The organism is Nonomuraea sp. NPDC003727, assembly GCF_053586935.1.
The window spans coordinates 1-14,771 of record NZ_JBSFNE010000044.1; the positions used below are offsets into that span (position 1 = coordinate 1).

Annotated in this window: 17 protein-coding genes and 3 pseudogenes; 16 read left to right on the plus strand and 4 right to left on the minus strand. The window is 70.4% G+C overall.

Going from position 1 to position 14,771, the window contains the following annotated elements; translation table 11 throughout:
- Positions 1-202 precede the first annotated feature (202 nt).
- From ACWDLG_RS44760 to ACWDLG_RS44780, 5 genes and pseudogenes are all read left to right on the plus strand, one after another.
- A complete protein-coding gene (locus ACWDLG_RS44760) occupies positions 203-1,825 on the plus strand; it encodes an alpha/beta hydrolase (RefSeq protein WP_449931723.1) in 1,623 nt (540 codons plus the stop codon).
- Between the two features lie 51 nt (positions 1,826-1,876).
- Positions 1,877-2,305, plus strand: coding sequence for a site-specific integrase (locus ACWDLG_RS44765; protein ID WP_449931725.1), 429 nt, complete (start codon positions 1,877-1,879; stop codon positions 2,303-2,305).
- Positions 2,269-2,490 (plus strand): annotated as a pseudogene (locus ACWDLG_RS44770) (hypothetical protein); the annotation flags it as partial. The gene ACWDLG_RS44765 and the pseudogene ACWDLG_RS44770, both read left to right, overlap by 37 nt.
- A 52-nt stretch (positions 2,491-2,542) precedes the next feature.
- A complete protein-coding gene (locus ACWDLG_RS44775) occupies positions 2,543-2,821 on the plus strand; it encodes a tyrosine-type recombinase/integrase (RefSeq protein WP_449931751.1) in 279 nt (92 codons plus the stop codon).
- Between the two features lie 40 nt (positions 2,822-2,861).
- Positions 2,862-3,119, plus strand: coding sequence for a hypothetical protein (locus ACWDLG_RS44780; RefSeq protein WP_449931727.1), 258 nt, complete (start codon positions 2,862-2,864; stop codon positions 3,117-3,119).
- 121 nt (positions 3,120-3,240) lie between these two features.
- Here ACWDLG_RS44780 and ACWDLG_RS44785 read toward each other — a convergent pair whose 3' ends face one another.
- Genes ACWDLG_RS44785 through ACWDLG_RS44795 form a run of 3 tightly spaced genes read right to left on the minus strand, consistent with a single transcriptional unit; the run spans position 3,241 to position 4,829 of the window.
- Positions 3,241-4,059: a CPBP family intramembrane glutamic endopeptidase gene (locus tag ACWDLG_RS44785; RefSeq protein ID WP_449931729.1), complete on the minus strand. Its 819-nt coding sequence runs from the start codon at positions 4,057-4,059 to the stop codon at positions 3,241-3,243.
- The gene (locus ACWDLG_RS44790) at positions 4,056-4,499 is read right to left on the minus strand and encodes a serine hydrolase (protein ID WP_449931731.1); all 444 of its coding nucleotides are present in this window, start codon (positions 4,497-4,499) and stop codon (positions 4,056-4,058) included. Before ACWDLG_RS44790 ends, ACWDLG_RS44785 begins: the two co-directional genes overlap by 4 nt.
- Positions 4,500-4,541: 42 nt before the next feature.
- The gene (locus tag ACWDLG_RS44795) at positions 4,542-4,829 is read right to left on the minus strand and encodes a response regulator transcription factor (protein WP_449931733.1); all 288 of its coding nucleotides are present in this window, start codon (positions 4,827-4,829) and stop codon (positions 4,542-4,544) included.
- A gap of 46 nt (positions 4,830-4,875) precedes the next feature.
- On the opposite strand from ACWDLG_RS44795, the gene ACWDLG_RS44800 reads away from it, so the two are divergent.
- From ACWDLG_RS44800 to ACWDLG_RS44850, 11 genes and pseudogenes are all read left to right on the plus strand, one after another.
- Positions 4,876-7,008, plus strand: coding sequence for a peptidase domain-containing ABC transporter (locus tag ACWDLG_RS44800; protein ID WP_449931736.1), 2,133 nt, complete (start codon positions 4,876-4,878; stop codon positions 7,006-7,008).
- Positions 7,009-7,061: 53 nt separating this feature from the next.
- On the plus strand, positions 7,062-7,223 hold the full coding sequence (locus tag ACWDLG_RS44805) for a hypothetical protein (RefSeq protein WP_449931738.1): 162 nt from the start codon (positions 7,062-7,064) through the stop codon (positions 7,221-7,223).
- Positions 7,224-7,236: 13 nt separating this feature from the next.
- Positions 7,237-7,395, plus strand: a complete 159-nt coding sequence (locus ACWDLG_RS44810; RefSeq protein WP_354911575.1) for a hypothetical protein — start codon at positions 7,237-7,239, stop codon at positions 7,393-7,395.
- A 79-nt stretch (positions 7,396-7,474) separates the two neighbouring features.
- A complete protein-coding gene (locus ACWDLG_RS44815; protein ID WP_449931741.1) occupies positions 7,475-8,458 on the plus strand; it encodes an MvdC/MvdD family ATP grasp protein in 984 nt (327 codons plus the stop codon).
- Positions 8,455-9,567 carry a TIGR04500 family putative peptide maturation system protein gene (locus ACWDLG_RS44820; protein ID WP_449931743.1) on the plus strand — a complete coding sequence of 371 codons (1,113 nt, stop codon included), beginning with the start codon at positions 8,455-8,457 and terminating at the stop codon, positions 9,565-9,567. Before ACWDLG_RS44815 ends, ACWDLG_RS44820 begins: the two co-directional genes overlap by 4 nt.
- 307 nt (positions 9,568-9,874) lie before the next feature.
- Positions 9,875-10,630: a hypothetical protein gene (locus tag ACWDLG_RS44825; RefSeq protein ID WP_449931745.1), complete on the plus strand. Its 756-nt coding sequence runs from the start codon at positions 9,875-9,877 to the stop codon at positions 10,628-10,630.
- 180 nt (positions 10,631-10,810) lie between these two features.
- Positions 10,811-11,161, plus strand: a complete 351-nt coding sequence (locus tag ACWDLG_RS44830; RefSeq protein WP_354911584.1) for a DUF1330 domain-containing protein — start codon at positions 10,811-10,813, stop codon at positions 11,159-11,161.
- Between the two features lie 187 nt (positions 11,162-11,348).
- Positions 11,349-11,429, plus strand: a pseudogene (locus tag ACWDLG_RS44835) (transposase family protein); the annotation flags it as partial.
- Positions 11,430-11,480: 51 nt separating this feature from the next.
- Positions 11,481-11,816, plus strand: a complete 336-nt coding sequence (locus ACWDLG_RS44840; RefSeq protein ID WP_449931753.1) for a transposase — start codon at positions 11,481-11,483, stop codon at positions 11,814-11,816.
- A gap of 146 nt (positions 11,817-11,962) precedes the next feature.
- The gene (locus tag ACWDLG_RS44845; protein WP_449931747.1) at positions 11,963-12,430 is read left to right on the plus strand and encodes a hypothetical protein; all 468 of its coding nucleotides are present in this window, start codon (positions 11,963-11,965) and stop codon (positions 12,428-12,430) included.
- A gap of 593 nt (positions 12,431-13,023) precedes the next feature.
- On the plus strand, positions 13,024-13,401 hold the full coding sequence (locus ACWDLG_RS44850) for a nuclear transport factor 2 family protein (RefSeq protein WP_449931749.1): 378 nt from the start codon (positions 13,024-13,026) through the stop codon (positions 13,399-13,401).
- Positions 13,402-13,474: 73 nt separating this feature from the next.
- Here ACWDLG_RS44850 and ACWDLG_RS44855 read toward each other — a convergent pair.
- Positions 13,475-14,594, minus strand: a pseudogene (locus tag ACWDLG_RS44855) (IS630 family transposase).
- Positions 14,595-14,771: the final 177 nt, after the last annotated feature.

Consider the following 14,771-nt stretch of genomic DNA (forward strand, 5'->3'; position numbering starts at 1 on the left):
GGCCCCCCCCGCGCCCCGCGGGCCCCCCCGGGGGCCGGCGGGGGGGGGGCGGCACGAATGCGCCACCGCGACCAGCCGGTGTATCGGCACCCTGACCGTCCCACTGAACTGGCAGGATCCGCACTCGGAGAAGATCACCATCAGGTTCGGGTACATCCCGCGGGCCGACCGATCGCGCCCAGCCCGCACCTCGATCCTGGCGATGCCCGGCGGTCCGGCCCCGCTCGGCCCCAACGCCGAGCGCGTCGACGCCTTCCGGAAGGTCTTCCAACCTCTGCTGGACCACTCGGACATGATGATCGTGGAGTTCCGCGGGTTGGGCGAATCCGCGCCGCTGCGGTGCAAGGCGCTGCAGCAGGGGAAGCCGGAGTCGGTCGGCCAGTGCGCGCGCGAGCTCGGCGACAGGGCCCAGTTCTTCAGCAGCGACCAGTACGTCGCCGATGTGGAGGCGGTGCGCGCGGCTTTGGGCCTGTCCAAGGTCACCGTCGTGGGATCGTCCTGGGGCGCGCTGAGCGGACAGGCCTACACGACCCGCTACCCGGACCGGGTACGCGCCCTGTACATCGAGAGCATGATCGGCCCAATCGACCAGGCTGGCCGGTGGCAGCTCGGCGAGTCGGAAGGCAAGGAGATCCAGGAAGCCATCGACCACTACTCTCGCGCCTGCCGGCGATCGTCGGCCTGCCGCCGAACCGCCGGCGGCGACCCGCAGGCACGCTGGGAAGCGGTGGTGCGGAAGACGCGCGCCGAAGGCGACAGCGCGCTGACCCCGCAGCGACTGCTCGGGGCGCTGCGGTCGACCTCTGATCCAGCCCTCGCCACCGACGCGACCGCGGCCACCGCCGCATACCTGGACGGCGACCCGGCCCCGCTGCGCCGCGTGCTCGACCGGGCCGCCCCGCTGGCCGGCAACAAAGGCGCAGGATCCAAAGCGCCGTCCAAGGAGTCACCGGACAGGGCCGGTACGACGGCGTACCTGTGTTCCGACCCGCGCTGGCCGTACGACCGCACCGCCGACGAGGCGACCCGGCGCCGCCAGTTGGAGACCTGGCATGCCGAGCGCAACCGGTACGCGCCGTTCACCCTCGCCGAGGCGGGCAGCGGTGCAGACTTCTGCGCAGGCTGGCCTACCCCGCGAGAGAACAACGCGATCGAGCCGCACCGGCCGGCGGTGCCGATGCTGGCCGTCGCCGGCGAGTTCGACCCGAAGGCGATCATGGGTGCACGCACCGCGGCGCGGGCATTCCCCCGCGGCCAGGCGGTCACCGTCCAGGCCGGGTACCACAACCCCGCGGTCGAGGGCCGTGGGCCGGGTGGCGAGTGCGCGCGACAGATCATGCACCGGTTCATCCAGAACCCGGGGCGGGTGTCCGACACGTCGTGCACGATGGCCAACTACCAGGCACACGGTCACTTCCCTGCGACCGCGGCAGCAGTACCGCCCGCCCGCGGCGGCGGGCTCGACACTCCGCAGCGCACACTCGTGGCGGCTGCGTTCGCCACCGCCGCCGACACGGTAGCTATGCACAACCCGCATCGCGCCTCGCGGCCGGACACCGAGCCCGGGCTGCGCGGCGGGAAGGTCACCAACGGTACAGACGGCACGATCACCTTGGACAAGGTCCGCTACGTCGCCGACCTCGCCGCCACCGGCACCGCCAAGGTCGCCGGCGACAAAGCCACCGCCAACCTCACCGTCACCGGCCCCGACGGCGCGACCCACAAGGTCACACTGCAGTGGAAGGCCTTCACCGCTACTGACACCACCCCCGTCACCGGCTCCCTCGACGGCCGGCCGTTCCGGGTAAACGTCCCCGGATACTGATCCACCCCACCCCTGGGGGCGCTCGCGCCCCGAGCGCCCCCGGGGGTCCCGATGGCGGCACAGCCAGCCGCCGAGGCACCGGGGCTCCACGGAGGGACGTCGGTGGGCCAGGACGGCTACATCCGCGACGTCTCCTGGTGGCTGTGGTGGATCCAGGCCCGCGGCCTGGACCTGCGCGACGTCTCCTTCATCGAGGCCGACACCTACGCCGCCGCCATGCGGCACTCCGGCCTGGCCGCCGGCACCCGGCGCCGCCGCCTGTCGGCCTGCTCCAGCTGGTACGCCTACCTGCAACGGGCCGACGCCGCGGCGCGCAACCCGTTCCATCGCATGGAGCTGCCCAAACGCGCCGGCAAGCTCAGCCGCTACTTCACCGAAGCCCAGCTGGACGACCTGGTCGTCCACGCGGTCGCGAATCCGCCCGCACCGCCGCCGTCGTCGCGGTGCTCAAGGCCACCGGCTGCCGCATCGGCGAGCTGACCGGCGCCCAGATGGACGGCCTGGGCCACGCCGGCGACAACCGGATCCTCACCCTGCCCGCCAAGGGCGGCCGCCCGCACCGGGTCGTCCTCGACGACCACGCCACCGGCCCGCTGCTGGACGCCTACCTGGCCGAGCGGGGCGCGGCACCCGGCCCGCTGTTCGTCACCCGCACCGGCGCCCGGCTGCACCGCTCCTACGTGCTGGACCAGCTGCAACGGCTCGCCCGCCGTCGGCATCCCCGACCCGCACACGCTCACCCCGCACGCCATCCGGCACAGCATGGCCACCGCGCTGCTGCACGCCGGCGAACCGCTCGACGTGGTCCAAGCCCTGCTCGGCCACGCCGACCCGCGCACCACCCAGGCCTACCTGCACGTCGACCAGCTGGACCGCAGCCCCGCCCACCGCGCCGGCCGGCGCCTGGCCGCCGTCGCCCGCCGCCTCCGGCCGCGCACCGAACCGGGTCCCCAGCCCGCCGCCATCACTCCGCCAGCCAGGAAGAGCACAACGTGATGTCACTGCACCGCTCAACGGCCGACGCCGTGGGTCGTTGATGGCTCGCTACCCGGGGTACCGGGACCCCTATGCGGAGATTGCCCGCCTTTTCGGCCGTCTCAGCCAGACGTGCGGTCAGGCGAGAAACCGCACGGTCAAGGCCGTCGAGCGGACCCTGCCCCTGGGGATGGTCGCCTACAGCCTGGTCATCATCTGGTACGCCTGCCATGCTCATCACGCCGTCGACGTCGTCGCCGAGCACCGCCGACGCGCTCCCTGGTACCGCACCAAGGGCCAGCCCTGCTCCGCCGCATGATCATCGCCTCACGATCTTCCGCTACCCGGCCTGCGCAGCCCGACCTCGCGAAAATCGAGGACAAGGCTCTGGCTTTGGCTTGCGCAACGGGATAACGGCCAAACTCGAGCAAGGAATCAACCTAACCCTCAAAAGACCCGCGGACGAGCTGCGCCCGGCTCGGGCGCATCAGCCACACGGCGGCGGCGAGCGTGAGCACCCAGCCGATCACTTCGATGAGCAGGTGATCCGTTGCATCGGGGACGGATTGCAGCAGGTACACCCGGACGCTGTTGATCGCTCCGTGCGTCAAAACCGCGGGCCAGACACTCCCCGACTGCCAGCGAAGTGCGAGCAACAGCGGCGCCCATGGCAGCATGCCCGCGTAGTAGATAACGATGTCCCAGAGTGGTCGATCACCGATGACGGCGAGGACCGGCAGGTGCCAGACGATCCAGACCAGACCGCTGACAAGGGCCAGCGGCCAGAATCCCCATGACGCGGCGCGCGTCGCCAGCCAGCCGCGCCAGCCGAACTCTTCGCCGATGGCGAAGACCGACTGCATGAGGAAGACCGGGACGATCCACATGGTCGCCGTGAAGATCTGGTCAAGCGGGTTGAGCTGCCAGATCCCCAATGCCAGTGCGATGGCGGTTTGGATCGCGGCGATCGCGGCGATGAGGCCGATGCCGATGCTGGCCCACTTGGGTGTGCCGCGCCACCTGGTGGCGAACGTCTCTCGGAACGTTCCGGGTCGTCGGGCAAGCCACATGATGATCGCTGCGAGCAGCGGGGTCTGTTGCATGATCGGAGTGATCAGGTTGTAGAAGTCCGTCGGGACGAGCCGGAAGACCATCGGAACGGACAGCGCGAAACACAGCAGGACGGCGATCGCGAAGAACCACGTGACATCGGTAATAGTTGATCTGGCAGAACTGGAGCGCGTGGGGGACGCAGTCATGATGACCTCGTTTCGTGCGGGCGCGAGGGTCTAGCTCGATGAACGTACGGTGATCTTGGTGTAGCGCGTCTTGAACTCGGGGTGAACTTGACGACCGGGTCGTCCACGGAGAATCGGTCCGTCAGCAGCATGATCGCCGTCGCCGTCATCGACTTGCTCAAGGACGCGATACGGAACGGCGTCCGGGGCGTCACCGCGTTGTCGTCCCCATCCCGGCCGCGGACGATCGTCTCGACGGACGACCCGTCGATCACGGCAGCTGCGACGCCCGGCGTGCCGTAGACGGAGCGGTAGTCGTCGATCAGCTCCTGGTCACCGGCATGGGCCGGTGCCGTCCAGCCGAGCAGCACGGCGAGCACGAAAAGGGAGATCACCAGCGGAAGGCGCAGACGTGGAAAGGACACGACATCGAACCTAGGCCGGACGTCACCGGCAGACATCACCCCAAGGTGTGAGACGGCACCACCCGGCAGGATGGAATCTCAGTCAGGCAGATCGTTGCGACCCACAAGCCCGTTCTCGTAGGCGTGGATCACCGCGTGCACGCGGTCGCGCAGGTCCAGTTTCTGCAGGACGGCCCGGACGTGCGACCTCACCGTGTTCTCGCTCAGCACCAGTTCCGCGCAGATCTCGCCGTTGGACCTGCCGCGGGCGAGCAGGCCGAAGATCTCGACCTCGCGCGGGGTGAGGCCGTCCAGGGCCGCCGTCCTCGACGAGGCGGCTGGGCCGGCGTCCGGACCCGGATGAAGGCCGCTTGGAAGGCGTTCCAAGCGGTTACAACCCGGTTCAAAGGGGCGTGGCGAAGACTGCCGCTCCATGCGTGTTCCCGTTGTACTCCAGCACAGCATGGTCGAATGCGGCGCCGCGTGCCTGGCGATGGTCCTCGGCGCGTACGGGCGCCGCGTCCCGCTGCCCGCGCTCTCCGCCGAGTTGAGCGTGGGCAGGGACGGCGCGAGCGCGCTGGCCCTGGTGCGCGTCGCCCGCGCGCACGGACTCGACACCCGCGCGCTCGCGCTGCCGGCCGCCCAGGTGCCGCGGATCGTGCTCCCGGCCATCGCGCACTGGCAAGGCAGGCACTTCGTGGTCGTGGAGCGTGTAGCCGGCGACCTGGTCACGATCATCGATCCCGGTCGTGGGCGGGTCAGGGTGACCGGCGAGGAGTTCGCCCGCGACTACAGCGGCGTGATTCTCATCTTCACCCCGGGGAACAGCTTCGTACGCGGGCGCTTCGGCGATCGGCGGCCCTGGTGGGCGCGTTACGCCCGGTTCAGCGTGCTGGACCATCGCGCTCTCGTGGCCGTCCTGGTGCTGCTCAGCCTGCTCCTGCAGGGGTTCGGCCTGGTGCTGCCCGCGCTCACGGAGTACGTGGTCGACCGGGTCCTCGGCGCCGGCGAGATGGGCGCGCTGCCGCTGGTGGGGGCGGCCGCGGCCGGGGCCGCGCTCGCCCATCTCGCGGTGGGCGGGCTGAGGTCGTGGGCGCTGGTCGTGCTGCGGGCGCGGGCGGACACGGCGTTGTTCGACGGTCTGGCCAGGCGGCTGCTCGCCCTGCCGTTCCGGTTCTTCGCCCATCGGGGGTCCGCCGATCTGGTCTCGCGGATCAACTCGGCCGGCGTGCTGCGCGAGGTGCTCACCGGGCAGGTGCTGTCGGTCCTGCTCGACGCACCGCTCGCGGCCGGCTACCTGATCGCGGTCACCGTACGGTCGCCGCTGCTCGGCTCGGCCCTCCTCGTCCTGGTCGCGGCGCAGGTGGTGGTGCTGCTCGGCACCCGGCGGCGGATCCGCGAGCTGGCGCACCGCGAGCAGGAGGCGCGCAACGAGGCGCAGGGCCTGCTGGTCGAGGCCGTCAGAGGCGTCGAGACGGTCAAGTCGGCCGGGGCGGAGACCCAGATCCTGGAACGCTGGACAGGACTGCTGACCGCCCAGGCCGAGCGGGCGCGACGCAGCTCGTCGGCGCAGGGGCTTCAGGACAGCCTGCTCGCGGCGCTGGCGTTCGCCGCGCCGCTGGTGCTGCTGTGGGCGGGCGCGTGGCAGGCCACGCAGGGCCGGCTCACTCCCGGCGCGCTGATGGGCACGCTGGCCCTGGCCGCCGCCGCCCTCGCGCCGCTGACCTCGCTGACCAGGAGCCTGCGCGGCCTGCAGACCGCCCGTGCGCAGGCGGAACGGCTGGCCGACATCTGGGCGGCCGCGCCGGAGCCCCTGTCGCCGCCCCCTCCCCCCGTCAGCAGCCCGCGGACCTGGATCGAGCTGGCCGGAGTCGGCTTCCGTTACGCGCAGGAGAGCCACTGGATCGTGCGCGGGGTCGATCTGCGCATCGCCCCCGGCCAGAAGGTCGCTCTCGTCGGCAGGTCGGGGTCGGGCAAGACCACGCTGGCGCGCCTGCTGCTCGGCCTGGTCCACCCCGTCGAAGGCCGGATCAGGTACACCGGTACGGTGCGGCCCAGGTTCGGCGTGGTCACGCAGGAGCCGGCGCTGTTCACCGGTTCGATCGCCGACAACATCCGCCTGGGCAACCCGGACGCCGGCCAGGACGAGGTGGTCCAGGCGGCGAGGCTGGCGTGCGTGCACGACGACATCGCCGCCATGCCGCTCGGCTACCACACGCCGCTCACCGAGGGCGGTGGGCTGTCCGGCGGGCAGCGCCAGCGCATCGCCCTGGCCAGGGCCATCCTCGGCCGGCCTGAGATCCTGCTTCTCGACGAGGCCACCAGCCACCTCGACACCAGGACCGAGGCGGCGCTGAGCGCGAACCTCGGCACCCTTCCGCAGACCAGGATCGTGATCGCCCACCGCCTGAGCACGATCAGGGACGCCGACCTGATCGTGGTGCTCGACGGAGGCCGGATCGTCGAGGGCGGCACCCATGACCGGCTGGTGGCGGCCGGCGGCCTGTACGCGTCCTTGATACGCGCCCAGCTGGCCGACAACGCCTCTCAAGCCGGTTCAAGGTGATCACAAGTCAGGCTCGGCAGGCTGCTCCACGACACCAGAAGGGAGGGAAGCGCATGAACGTCATGCCGCGTACCGAACTCGGGGACATCACCCCCATCGGCGCCGAACTCGACGAGAGCACACTCGGCGCCATCAGCGGCGGAATGTACGACGAGGAGCAGTGCAAGCGCCTGTCGGTGTTCGACCCGCCGGGCATCTGCCAGCACGACTACTGAGAAGGAGGGTTGCGTGAACGTCATGCCGCGTACCGAACTGGGGGACATCACCCCCATCGGCGCCGAACTCGACGAGAGCACGCTCGGCGGCATCAACGGCGGTCAGGACCCCGTTTGGGGTGACGTCATGATGTGCTACTTCGACCCGCCGGGCTGGTGCGGGATGGACTGATCCCGCGATCACCCGACCGCTGTCCCCGCCCCCACGGGGACAGCGGTCCCTATTCCTTCCGCACACTTCGAGGAGTTCCGTGTCCCGCCCCCATGTCCTCATCCTCACCTGCGACGGTGACACCCACGCCGACCGGGTCAGGGAGCTGCTGGCCCGGCGCGGGGTCCGTACCGGTGTCTTCGACAACGGGGACCATCCCGCCCGGGCGCAGATCGAGCTGGCCTACGACGGCGGCGGGGCCACCAGGCGGCTGCTGCACACCCCGTCGGGCACGCTCGACCTGGACTCGGTGACCGCCGTGTGGTGGCGGCGCCCCCGTCCGCCGTCGCCGCACCCGGCGATCACCGATCCCGCCGTGGCCGGCCACACCGTACGGGAGTCGGCCGCCGTGCTCGCCGGCCTGTGGGAGTTCCTGCCGTGCCGTGCCGTTCCCGGCAGGGAATCGGCGATCACGCGTGCCAGGCACAAGCCGTCCCAGCTCACGCTGGCCGCCCGACTCGGGTTCGAGATCCCGGAGACGCTGGTCACGGGCTCGGCACAGGCTCTTTGGGACTTCCACAACCGGCATGACGGGAACGTCATCACCAAGCCACTGGGGCAGCCGTGGGTGGAGGACCTCGCCGCGGGGCACACGGTGGTGCGCAAGTGCGAGTTCGTCTCGGGCCGGGACGTGGCCTATGCGGCGGGGCTGCGGTTCTGCCCTGTCATCACGCAGACGTACGTGCCCAAGCGGGTGGAGCTGCGGGTCACGGTCGTCGGGCGGGCGGTGTTCGCGGCCGAGATCCACTCCCAGGACAGCAACCGGGCCGGCACCGACTGGCGGAACTACGACCTCGGCGCCACCAGGCACGCCGTCCACCGGCTGCCCGGCGAGGTCGCCGACCGCTGCGTGGCGCTGACCGAACGCCTCGGCCTCGTCTACGGCGCCATCGACCTGATCCTCACCCCGGACGGCCGGTACGTGTTCCTGGAGATCAACCCCAACGGCCAGTGGTTGTGGATCGAGGACCTGACCGGCCTGCCGATCAGTCAGGCGCTCTGCGACCTGCTGGCCGGGCCATGACATCCAACGAGAGGACTGACGTGAACCTGCTCGCCGACGCGCTGGAATGGCTTCGCGGCCTGGACGGCGTACCGCCGCAGGACGCCCGTGAGCGGCTGGGGTCGCTGCGCGCCCGCCATCCCGGGACGCCGATGCGGCTGCTGTGGCAGCGCGAGGAGGCCACCGGCGACTTCCACTACGACCTGCTGTTCCCCGCGTTCGGCGAGACCGCGCCCGGGGAGAGTGCGTGCGGCGAGACCGTGTCGCTGTCCGTGGCGCCCGACCGCGCGATCCCGTGGCCCCTTCGCGGAGGTCAGCGGTCGGGCAACCATGTCCTGCTGCGCGTCAACGGCGCCGAGGTGACGTGGGAGGAGGCCGTCTCGGCGCTCGACGTGTTGTGGGAGGACGGCCGGCTGGCCCGCCGGCTGGTCGACGCCGTCCTCGTCGACCACGTCCTGGCCGCCAGGGACACGGAGCTGCCCCCCGACCGGCTCCAGCACGCGATGGACGCCTTCCGCAGGGCCCGCGGCCTGCTCACCGGCGAGGCGACGCGCCGCTGGATGACCGAGCGCGGCCTGAGCCACGCCAGGCTGGAGCAGATCGTGGCGGGTGAGGCCGCGGTGGCCGAGCTGCGGCGCGACGTGGTCGCGGATCTGGTCGAGGAGCACTTCGCCGCCCATCGTGCGGACTTCGACCGGCTGCGTCTGGTCCGGCTGCGTTACGCCGCCGCCGATGGTGCGCGGGAGGCCGCCGCTCGGCTGCGCGACGGCGCCGACCCGCTCGCGGCGGCGATGGAGGGCGTGCTCGCGGGCGTGGCCACGTGCCGGATGGAGGCCAACCACAGGGACGAGCTCGTCATGTTGTTCGGCTCGGCCGCTGAGCGGGCCGGCGCCGGGGACGTACTCGGGCCCGCGCGGCTGCCGGACGGCGGGTTCTGCGTGGCGCGGGTGCTGGCCGTGGAGCCCGCCGCGCTGGACGAGCTCACCCGCCTGCTCGTCGAACGGCGGATCTTCGACGAGTGGCTCGCCGACCGGCGGCGAGAGGCCCACCTGGAGTGGTTCTGGGGCAGCAGGGCCCGCACCGACGCGGCCACCGCCGAACTCACCGGCCGGGGCCCCGCCGCTTCGTGAAGCATCGCTTGGCCTGCCCACCCGCCTGGAGAAATCCGCACCAGGCCAGGCGGGCCACGGTCGTACGCACATGTCTGGTGAACCAGGGGATGCCCGTCAGGGTGGACCTGGCTCTCGCCGCGGCACGCGCCGACGAACCGAACGACCTCGCCGGAGCACGCTGGGGTTGGACGGAGCTGAAGCGGTGTTGAAACGTCGCGCCCTGACCGCCAACGGTCATCTCGACGCTCACTGGAGCTACCACACCGCGACGTCCGACCTATGAAATGTGCTGATTCTATGCCGCTGCCCGATCTAGGGTGCGGGCATGTCGTACGTGCTGCGCGGTGTTGTCGGTGACTTCGACCATCTCCGGTTCCTGTCGGATGATGTGCCGCGGGCTGTGGTGGTGCCGCTTCGGCAACGCTTGGGGCTGCTGCCGGTTACCGACGGGGTTTTCAACGAGCTGACCGACGTACGGCGGGAGGCCGGGCCGTTCACGTGTATGTCCCCGGCGTTCGCCGAGAGGCTGGAGGACTGGTCACGCGGCGGTCGCGTCGCTTACGTGGAGGCGGACTTCTGGGGTGGTGACGGCAGCCAGACCGCTGCCCTGTGGGAGAACGGCCGTCAGACCTGGGGTCCCGAGCACGCCTGGATCCCTGCGACTGCGGGACCGTGCGAGGACTGGCCGATCAACGCCATGCTCGCGCGCCTCGGAGCGGTCGGAACGGCTGCGCTGGACCTCTTCGACGCGGTCGGCTTCGGGCAGGAGCGCGACAGGGAGGGGTGGCGCTGGGCGGGCGTGCGTGCCCTGGACGCCGCCGACTACGACGCCTGGGAGGCGGCGCGCCGTGCGAAGGAGGAGGCCGATACCCGCGCCGCCGCCGAACGTGACAGGTACGTCAGGCGTGACGATGTCCCCGCCATACTCGACGGCAGGGCGGTGATGGAGGTGCTCGGCATCCCGTCGTCCCCGCTGGTGGGGGCCGCGATCCGGCATCTTCAGGAGGTTCACCTGGAACGCGGCTCCCTTACCCCCGACGAGGCCGCCACCGAGCTTCGCCGCTGGGCCCAGAGCCTGTGAAGTGCTCGATGAGGTCAGAGCAGCCGGGTGTTGACACCGCGGTGAACGCAGTGGCGAATGCCACAAGTCGGCCTGCGGCGCCAGATCGCCTACCTGCCAGGTAATCGCCCTGCCTACGAAGGGGGCGGCAGGATCGGCAGCGCACGCAGCGCACCGAACAAACCCCACCGGGAGGACACCATGCCGGCCTACGTCATCGCCCACCTGCAGGAGGCAGCCCCGCACCCGGAGATCGCCGAGTACATCGAACGACTCCCCGCCACCTTCGAGCCGTACGGCGGCCGCTACCTCGTCCACGCCACCCAGCACGAGGTGAAGGAGGGCAACTGGCCCGGACATGTCGTGATGCTCGGGTTCCCAGGGATCGCCGAGGCGCGAGCGTGGTGGGATTCTCCCGCGTATCGGGAGATCGCGCCGCTGCGCTCGCGGCACATCGAGACCGACCTCATCCTGGTCGATGGCGTGCCTGAGAACTACATCCCGACGGCGGCCGTCACCGCCATACGGGAGGCGGCGGCCATGGCCGTGTAGGTCAGCATCTGGAATGACAGGCTGTCTTTACCTCCGCCACTGACCCCCGAACGACTTACCGGCGGGACCACTTACGACCTCGTGCATGGTTAGCCGTGGCCTGCGGCGTGAGTGATCGTTGATCTACGTGTGGCGAGAATCGTCAGGCGTTCGATCGTGGTGAACGACAGGCGCCCATGGCGTCACCCACGATGTGCTGGGTTGCTGGTTCGGCGTTGATCGCTCCACCATCACCCGTGCCATCGGGCAGATCCGCCCGCTGCTTGCCCAGCGCGGATGCCGCATCGCCCCCGGCCACAGACTCACCACGTTGGCCGAGGTGATCGCTTACCTGGGTGACAGCGGGCAGAGAGCCATCTGGACGCGACTGAGATCCGCGTGCGCCGCCCGGCGGCCGGTACCGCGGACCGTGCTCGTTTCGTCTCGGGCAAAGAGCCGGATCAACGCGATGAAGGCGATGGTGCTCACCGATGCCCATGGCGCGGTGCTCTACTGCGGTCAGGTACGTCCCGGATCGGTCGCCGATATTACCCAGGCACGGCAATCAGGACTGCTAGAGCTGCTGTCCGCCACCCGAAACGTGGAGATATTGGCCGATGCCGGCTATCAGGGCCTGAGCAGTCAAACCGGAGGCCAAGTCGTGAGGCGACTCTGAGGGAGGGCGGCGCGGGAGGCGAGCGTTGGCGGTGGCTGGGCCCGGCAGGTCAGTTGGTCCGGCTGGTGATCAGGTGGGGTCCGACCCATCCGATGTAGACGAGGCCGGTCCGGCCGGTGCCGCGCTACGGCAGGAGCCTGCCGTCCATGGCGTACGAACAGCTCGAAGAGCAGCGCGGCCCGCTCCGGCAAGTCGGCGGGGTGCCGGACGAAGACCGCCAGGCGCTCGAGCAGGCGCTGTTGAGGGCTGGCCGCAAGGCGGTCGCCACGCTGGCCGCCGCCCTGCGCGGGGTCGCGATGAAGGCACTGGGCAGCGGCTACAGCACGGAGGTGCTGATTGCTGGCCGGCCCGGCTCGTGGGAGTCGTCCACGCTGCTCGGTCTCACCTGGCAAGATCGGCGGCGAAGTCTCCGCGGGGCGGATCGACGCGGAGACGCGGGCGGTCGTCGAGGAGATCGTCGGCCGGTGGTTGCTCGACTCCGTGGTCGACCAGGCCGGTGGGTGGGAATCCATCCGCACCATCGCCGCCGGGTGAAGCTCCCCGTCGGCGTCGTCCACAAGACCCTCACGGCCGCTGCTGAGGGCAACCCCGCCGACCAGTCCCCGACTTCCTGAGGAGAACGCCGTGCCGCTGCCGAAGATCCCGCTCGACGACCCGCGCGTGCGCTGCTCGTGGCCTGTCCGGCGGATGGACCGCCCTCAATCTCGTCGCGGCGTGCGTCGGTGAGCCAGAGGTTGACTCACGGGGGCGCTGAGGTCATCGCCAGCCCGCCCACTCCCCTATGTTGAACTTTCCCGCGGCAGCTGCGCGGCGCTGGGGCTGCGGCTACGCCTTCACCGCCCGCCGCGCCAGGGTGTGACTGGTGGTGCTCACCGGCCGGCGCGGCGGCTTTGGTGGACGGCTCTCCCACCCCGCGGCCCTACCTGAAGGATGCTGGCTGGCAGCGGGAGAACCCCATGCACGGCAACGGCATGCAACCGCGATACCAGAGGTAGCCGAGACGGCGCTCCGTCGAGGCGATCAGATGTCGGTTCAACCGCCGGTCGCGACCGCGAGCAGGGCCGCGCCGAGCCCGGTCACGTGGGCCGGATAGTGGCGGACGTCGCCAAGCGGGATCGGCTAGTGCTGTGACCGGGATGGGTCACCGTGATCGGGAGACGGCTCACGGGCCGACCGCGTTGCGCGAAGCGACTGGTATTACTGGCATATGCAGGAAGAGACCGCGCGGTCCGCGATCGACACGTTCATCTCCGCGTTCAACGCCTCGGACGACAGCCATGTGACTGCGCTGCTCTCCCAGGCCCTGACCTCGGACGTGGTCTTCTGGGGGCCGTTGGGCCGCAGCGAAGGGATCGAGGCGGTCGAGCGGTTCGTGCTGGACATCCGGCGCCACCCGGCGGGGACCGGCACGATGGTGCGCTGCTCGGCGGTAGACATGCCTGACGAGTGGGCCCGGTACCAGTGGGTCTTCACCACGCCGGATGGAGGTCCCCGCCTGGCGGGAACCGACGTCGTCCATCTGCGGCGGAGCCTCATCGACCAGATCATCGTCTTCGCGGGGGAGATCAAGCCGTCCGCCTCCTAAGTCATCCTTCTCTGGCACCGTCCTTCTCCTGAACCGGCCCGTTCGGCGCTCCGGGGCTGCGGTTCGCGGTTGGTCAGGCTGCGGTGTTGAGGGGGCGTCCGCCCCAGCGGACGCCTTTCTCGCTGCGGATGCGGGCACGTTCCTTGCGTTCGGCGGCCAGGACGTCGCGGTGGCGGGCGTTGGCGTTGCGCCAGCGCAGGTAGGCGTGCAGGCCCGGGTCTGCACGGTGTGGTTGGGGTGGTTGGAGTTGGCGATGGTGAACTGCCTCAGGGGTCCGAAGTGCGCCTCGATCGGGTTGGCCCAGGACGCGTAGGTCGGGTGAAGCACAGCTCGACCTTGTTCGTCTTCGCCCAGCGGCGGATGTCGGCGCCTTTGTGGGCGGACAGGTTGTCCAAGATCACGTAGATCGGGGCGCCGTCCGGGCGGGCTGCGCGGATCGACTTCAGTGCGGTCAGCGTGTTCGCGGCACCCTTCCTGCGGTGGTTGACGCCCCACAGCCGGTTGTCGCCGATCGAGTAGCAGCCGTGGAGATACCGGACGCCGTGGGTGCCGTGGTAGGTGGCGGGCAGTCGGTCGGGGCGTTTGCGCTCGGCCCAGCCCAAGCCCACGGTGGGACGGATCCCCAGTGGCCCGAACTCGTCGAAGGCGAACACCCGGTCGGGAAAGCGGTCAAGGACCTCCTCGATCCGGTCCAGCTTCGCCTCGCGGTCGGGGTCGGGAGATTCCTTCCAGGTCTTGGTGCGCTGGAAGGTGATGCCGCGGCGGGCGAGTAGGCAGCGTAACGCCTCGCGGCCGATCCGGATGATCCGGCCGTGGACCTTGCGCAGGTAGGCGACGAGCTGGCGCAGGGACCAGCGGGTGAAGGGCTGGCCGAGCTTGGTGGGGCGGGTGGTGGCCGTCTGGATGACGAAGTCCTCCTCGTCAGAGCTGAGTTGGCGGGGACGGCCTCCCGCCCACCGAGGGTCCAGGCAGGCCAGGCCGATCTCGTTGAAGCGGTGGATCACATCCCGGACGGTGTCCTCGTCGGCCTGCACCAACTGGGCAATCACCGGCACCCGGTTCCCGCCAGCCGAGGCCAGCAGCATCATCGCGCGCCGGTAGCGCACCGAGCTGGTGCTGCCCCGACGCACGATCTGCCGCAGCTTCTGCCCCTCCTGGTCGGTCAGTCTGCGCACACGGACAGGCTCGGCCACCGCGCCTCCAGCGGTCGGATCGGACGTCACCGCCCATCCAACCGCCACGATCACCAAACCGGCGACCTATGCGGTCAGAGCACTAGGAGCTGTTTCTTAGATCTCCTGACGGTGAGCGCTGGTCTTGTCACTCTTGGCATATGGGTCGTGGTGATCTGACGAACGCCGAGTGGGCAC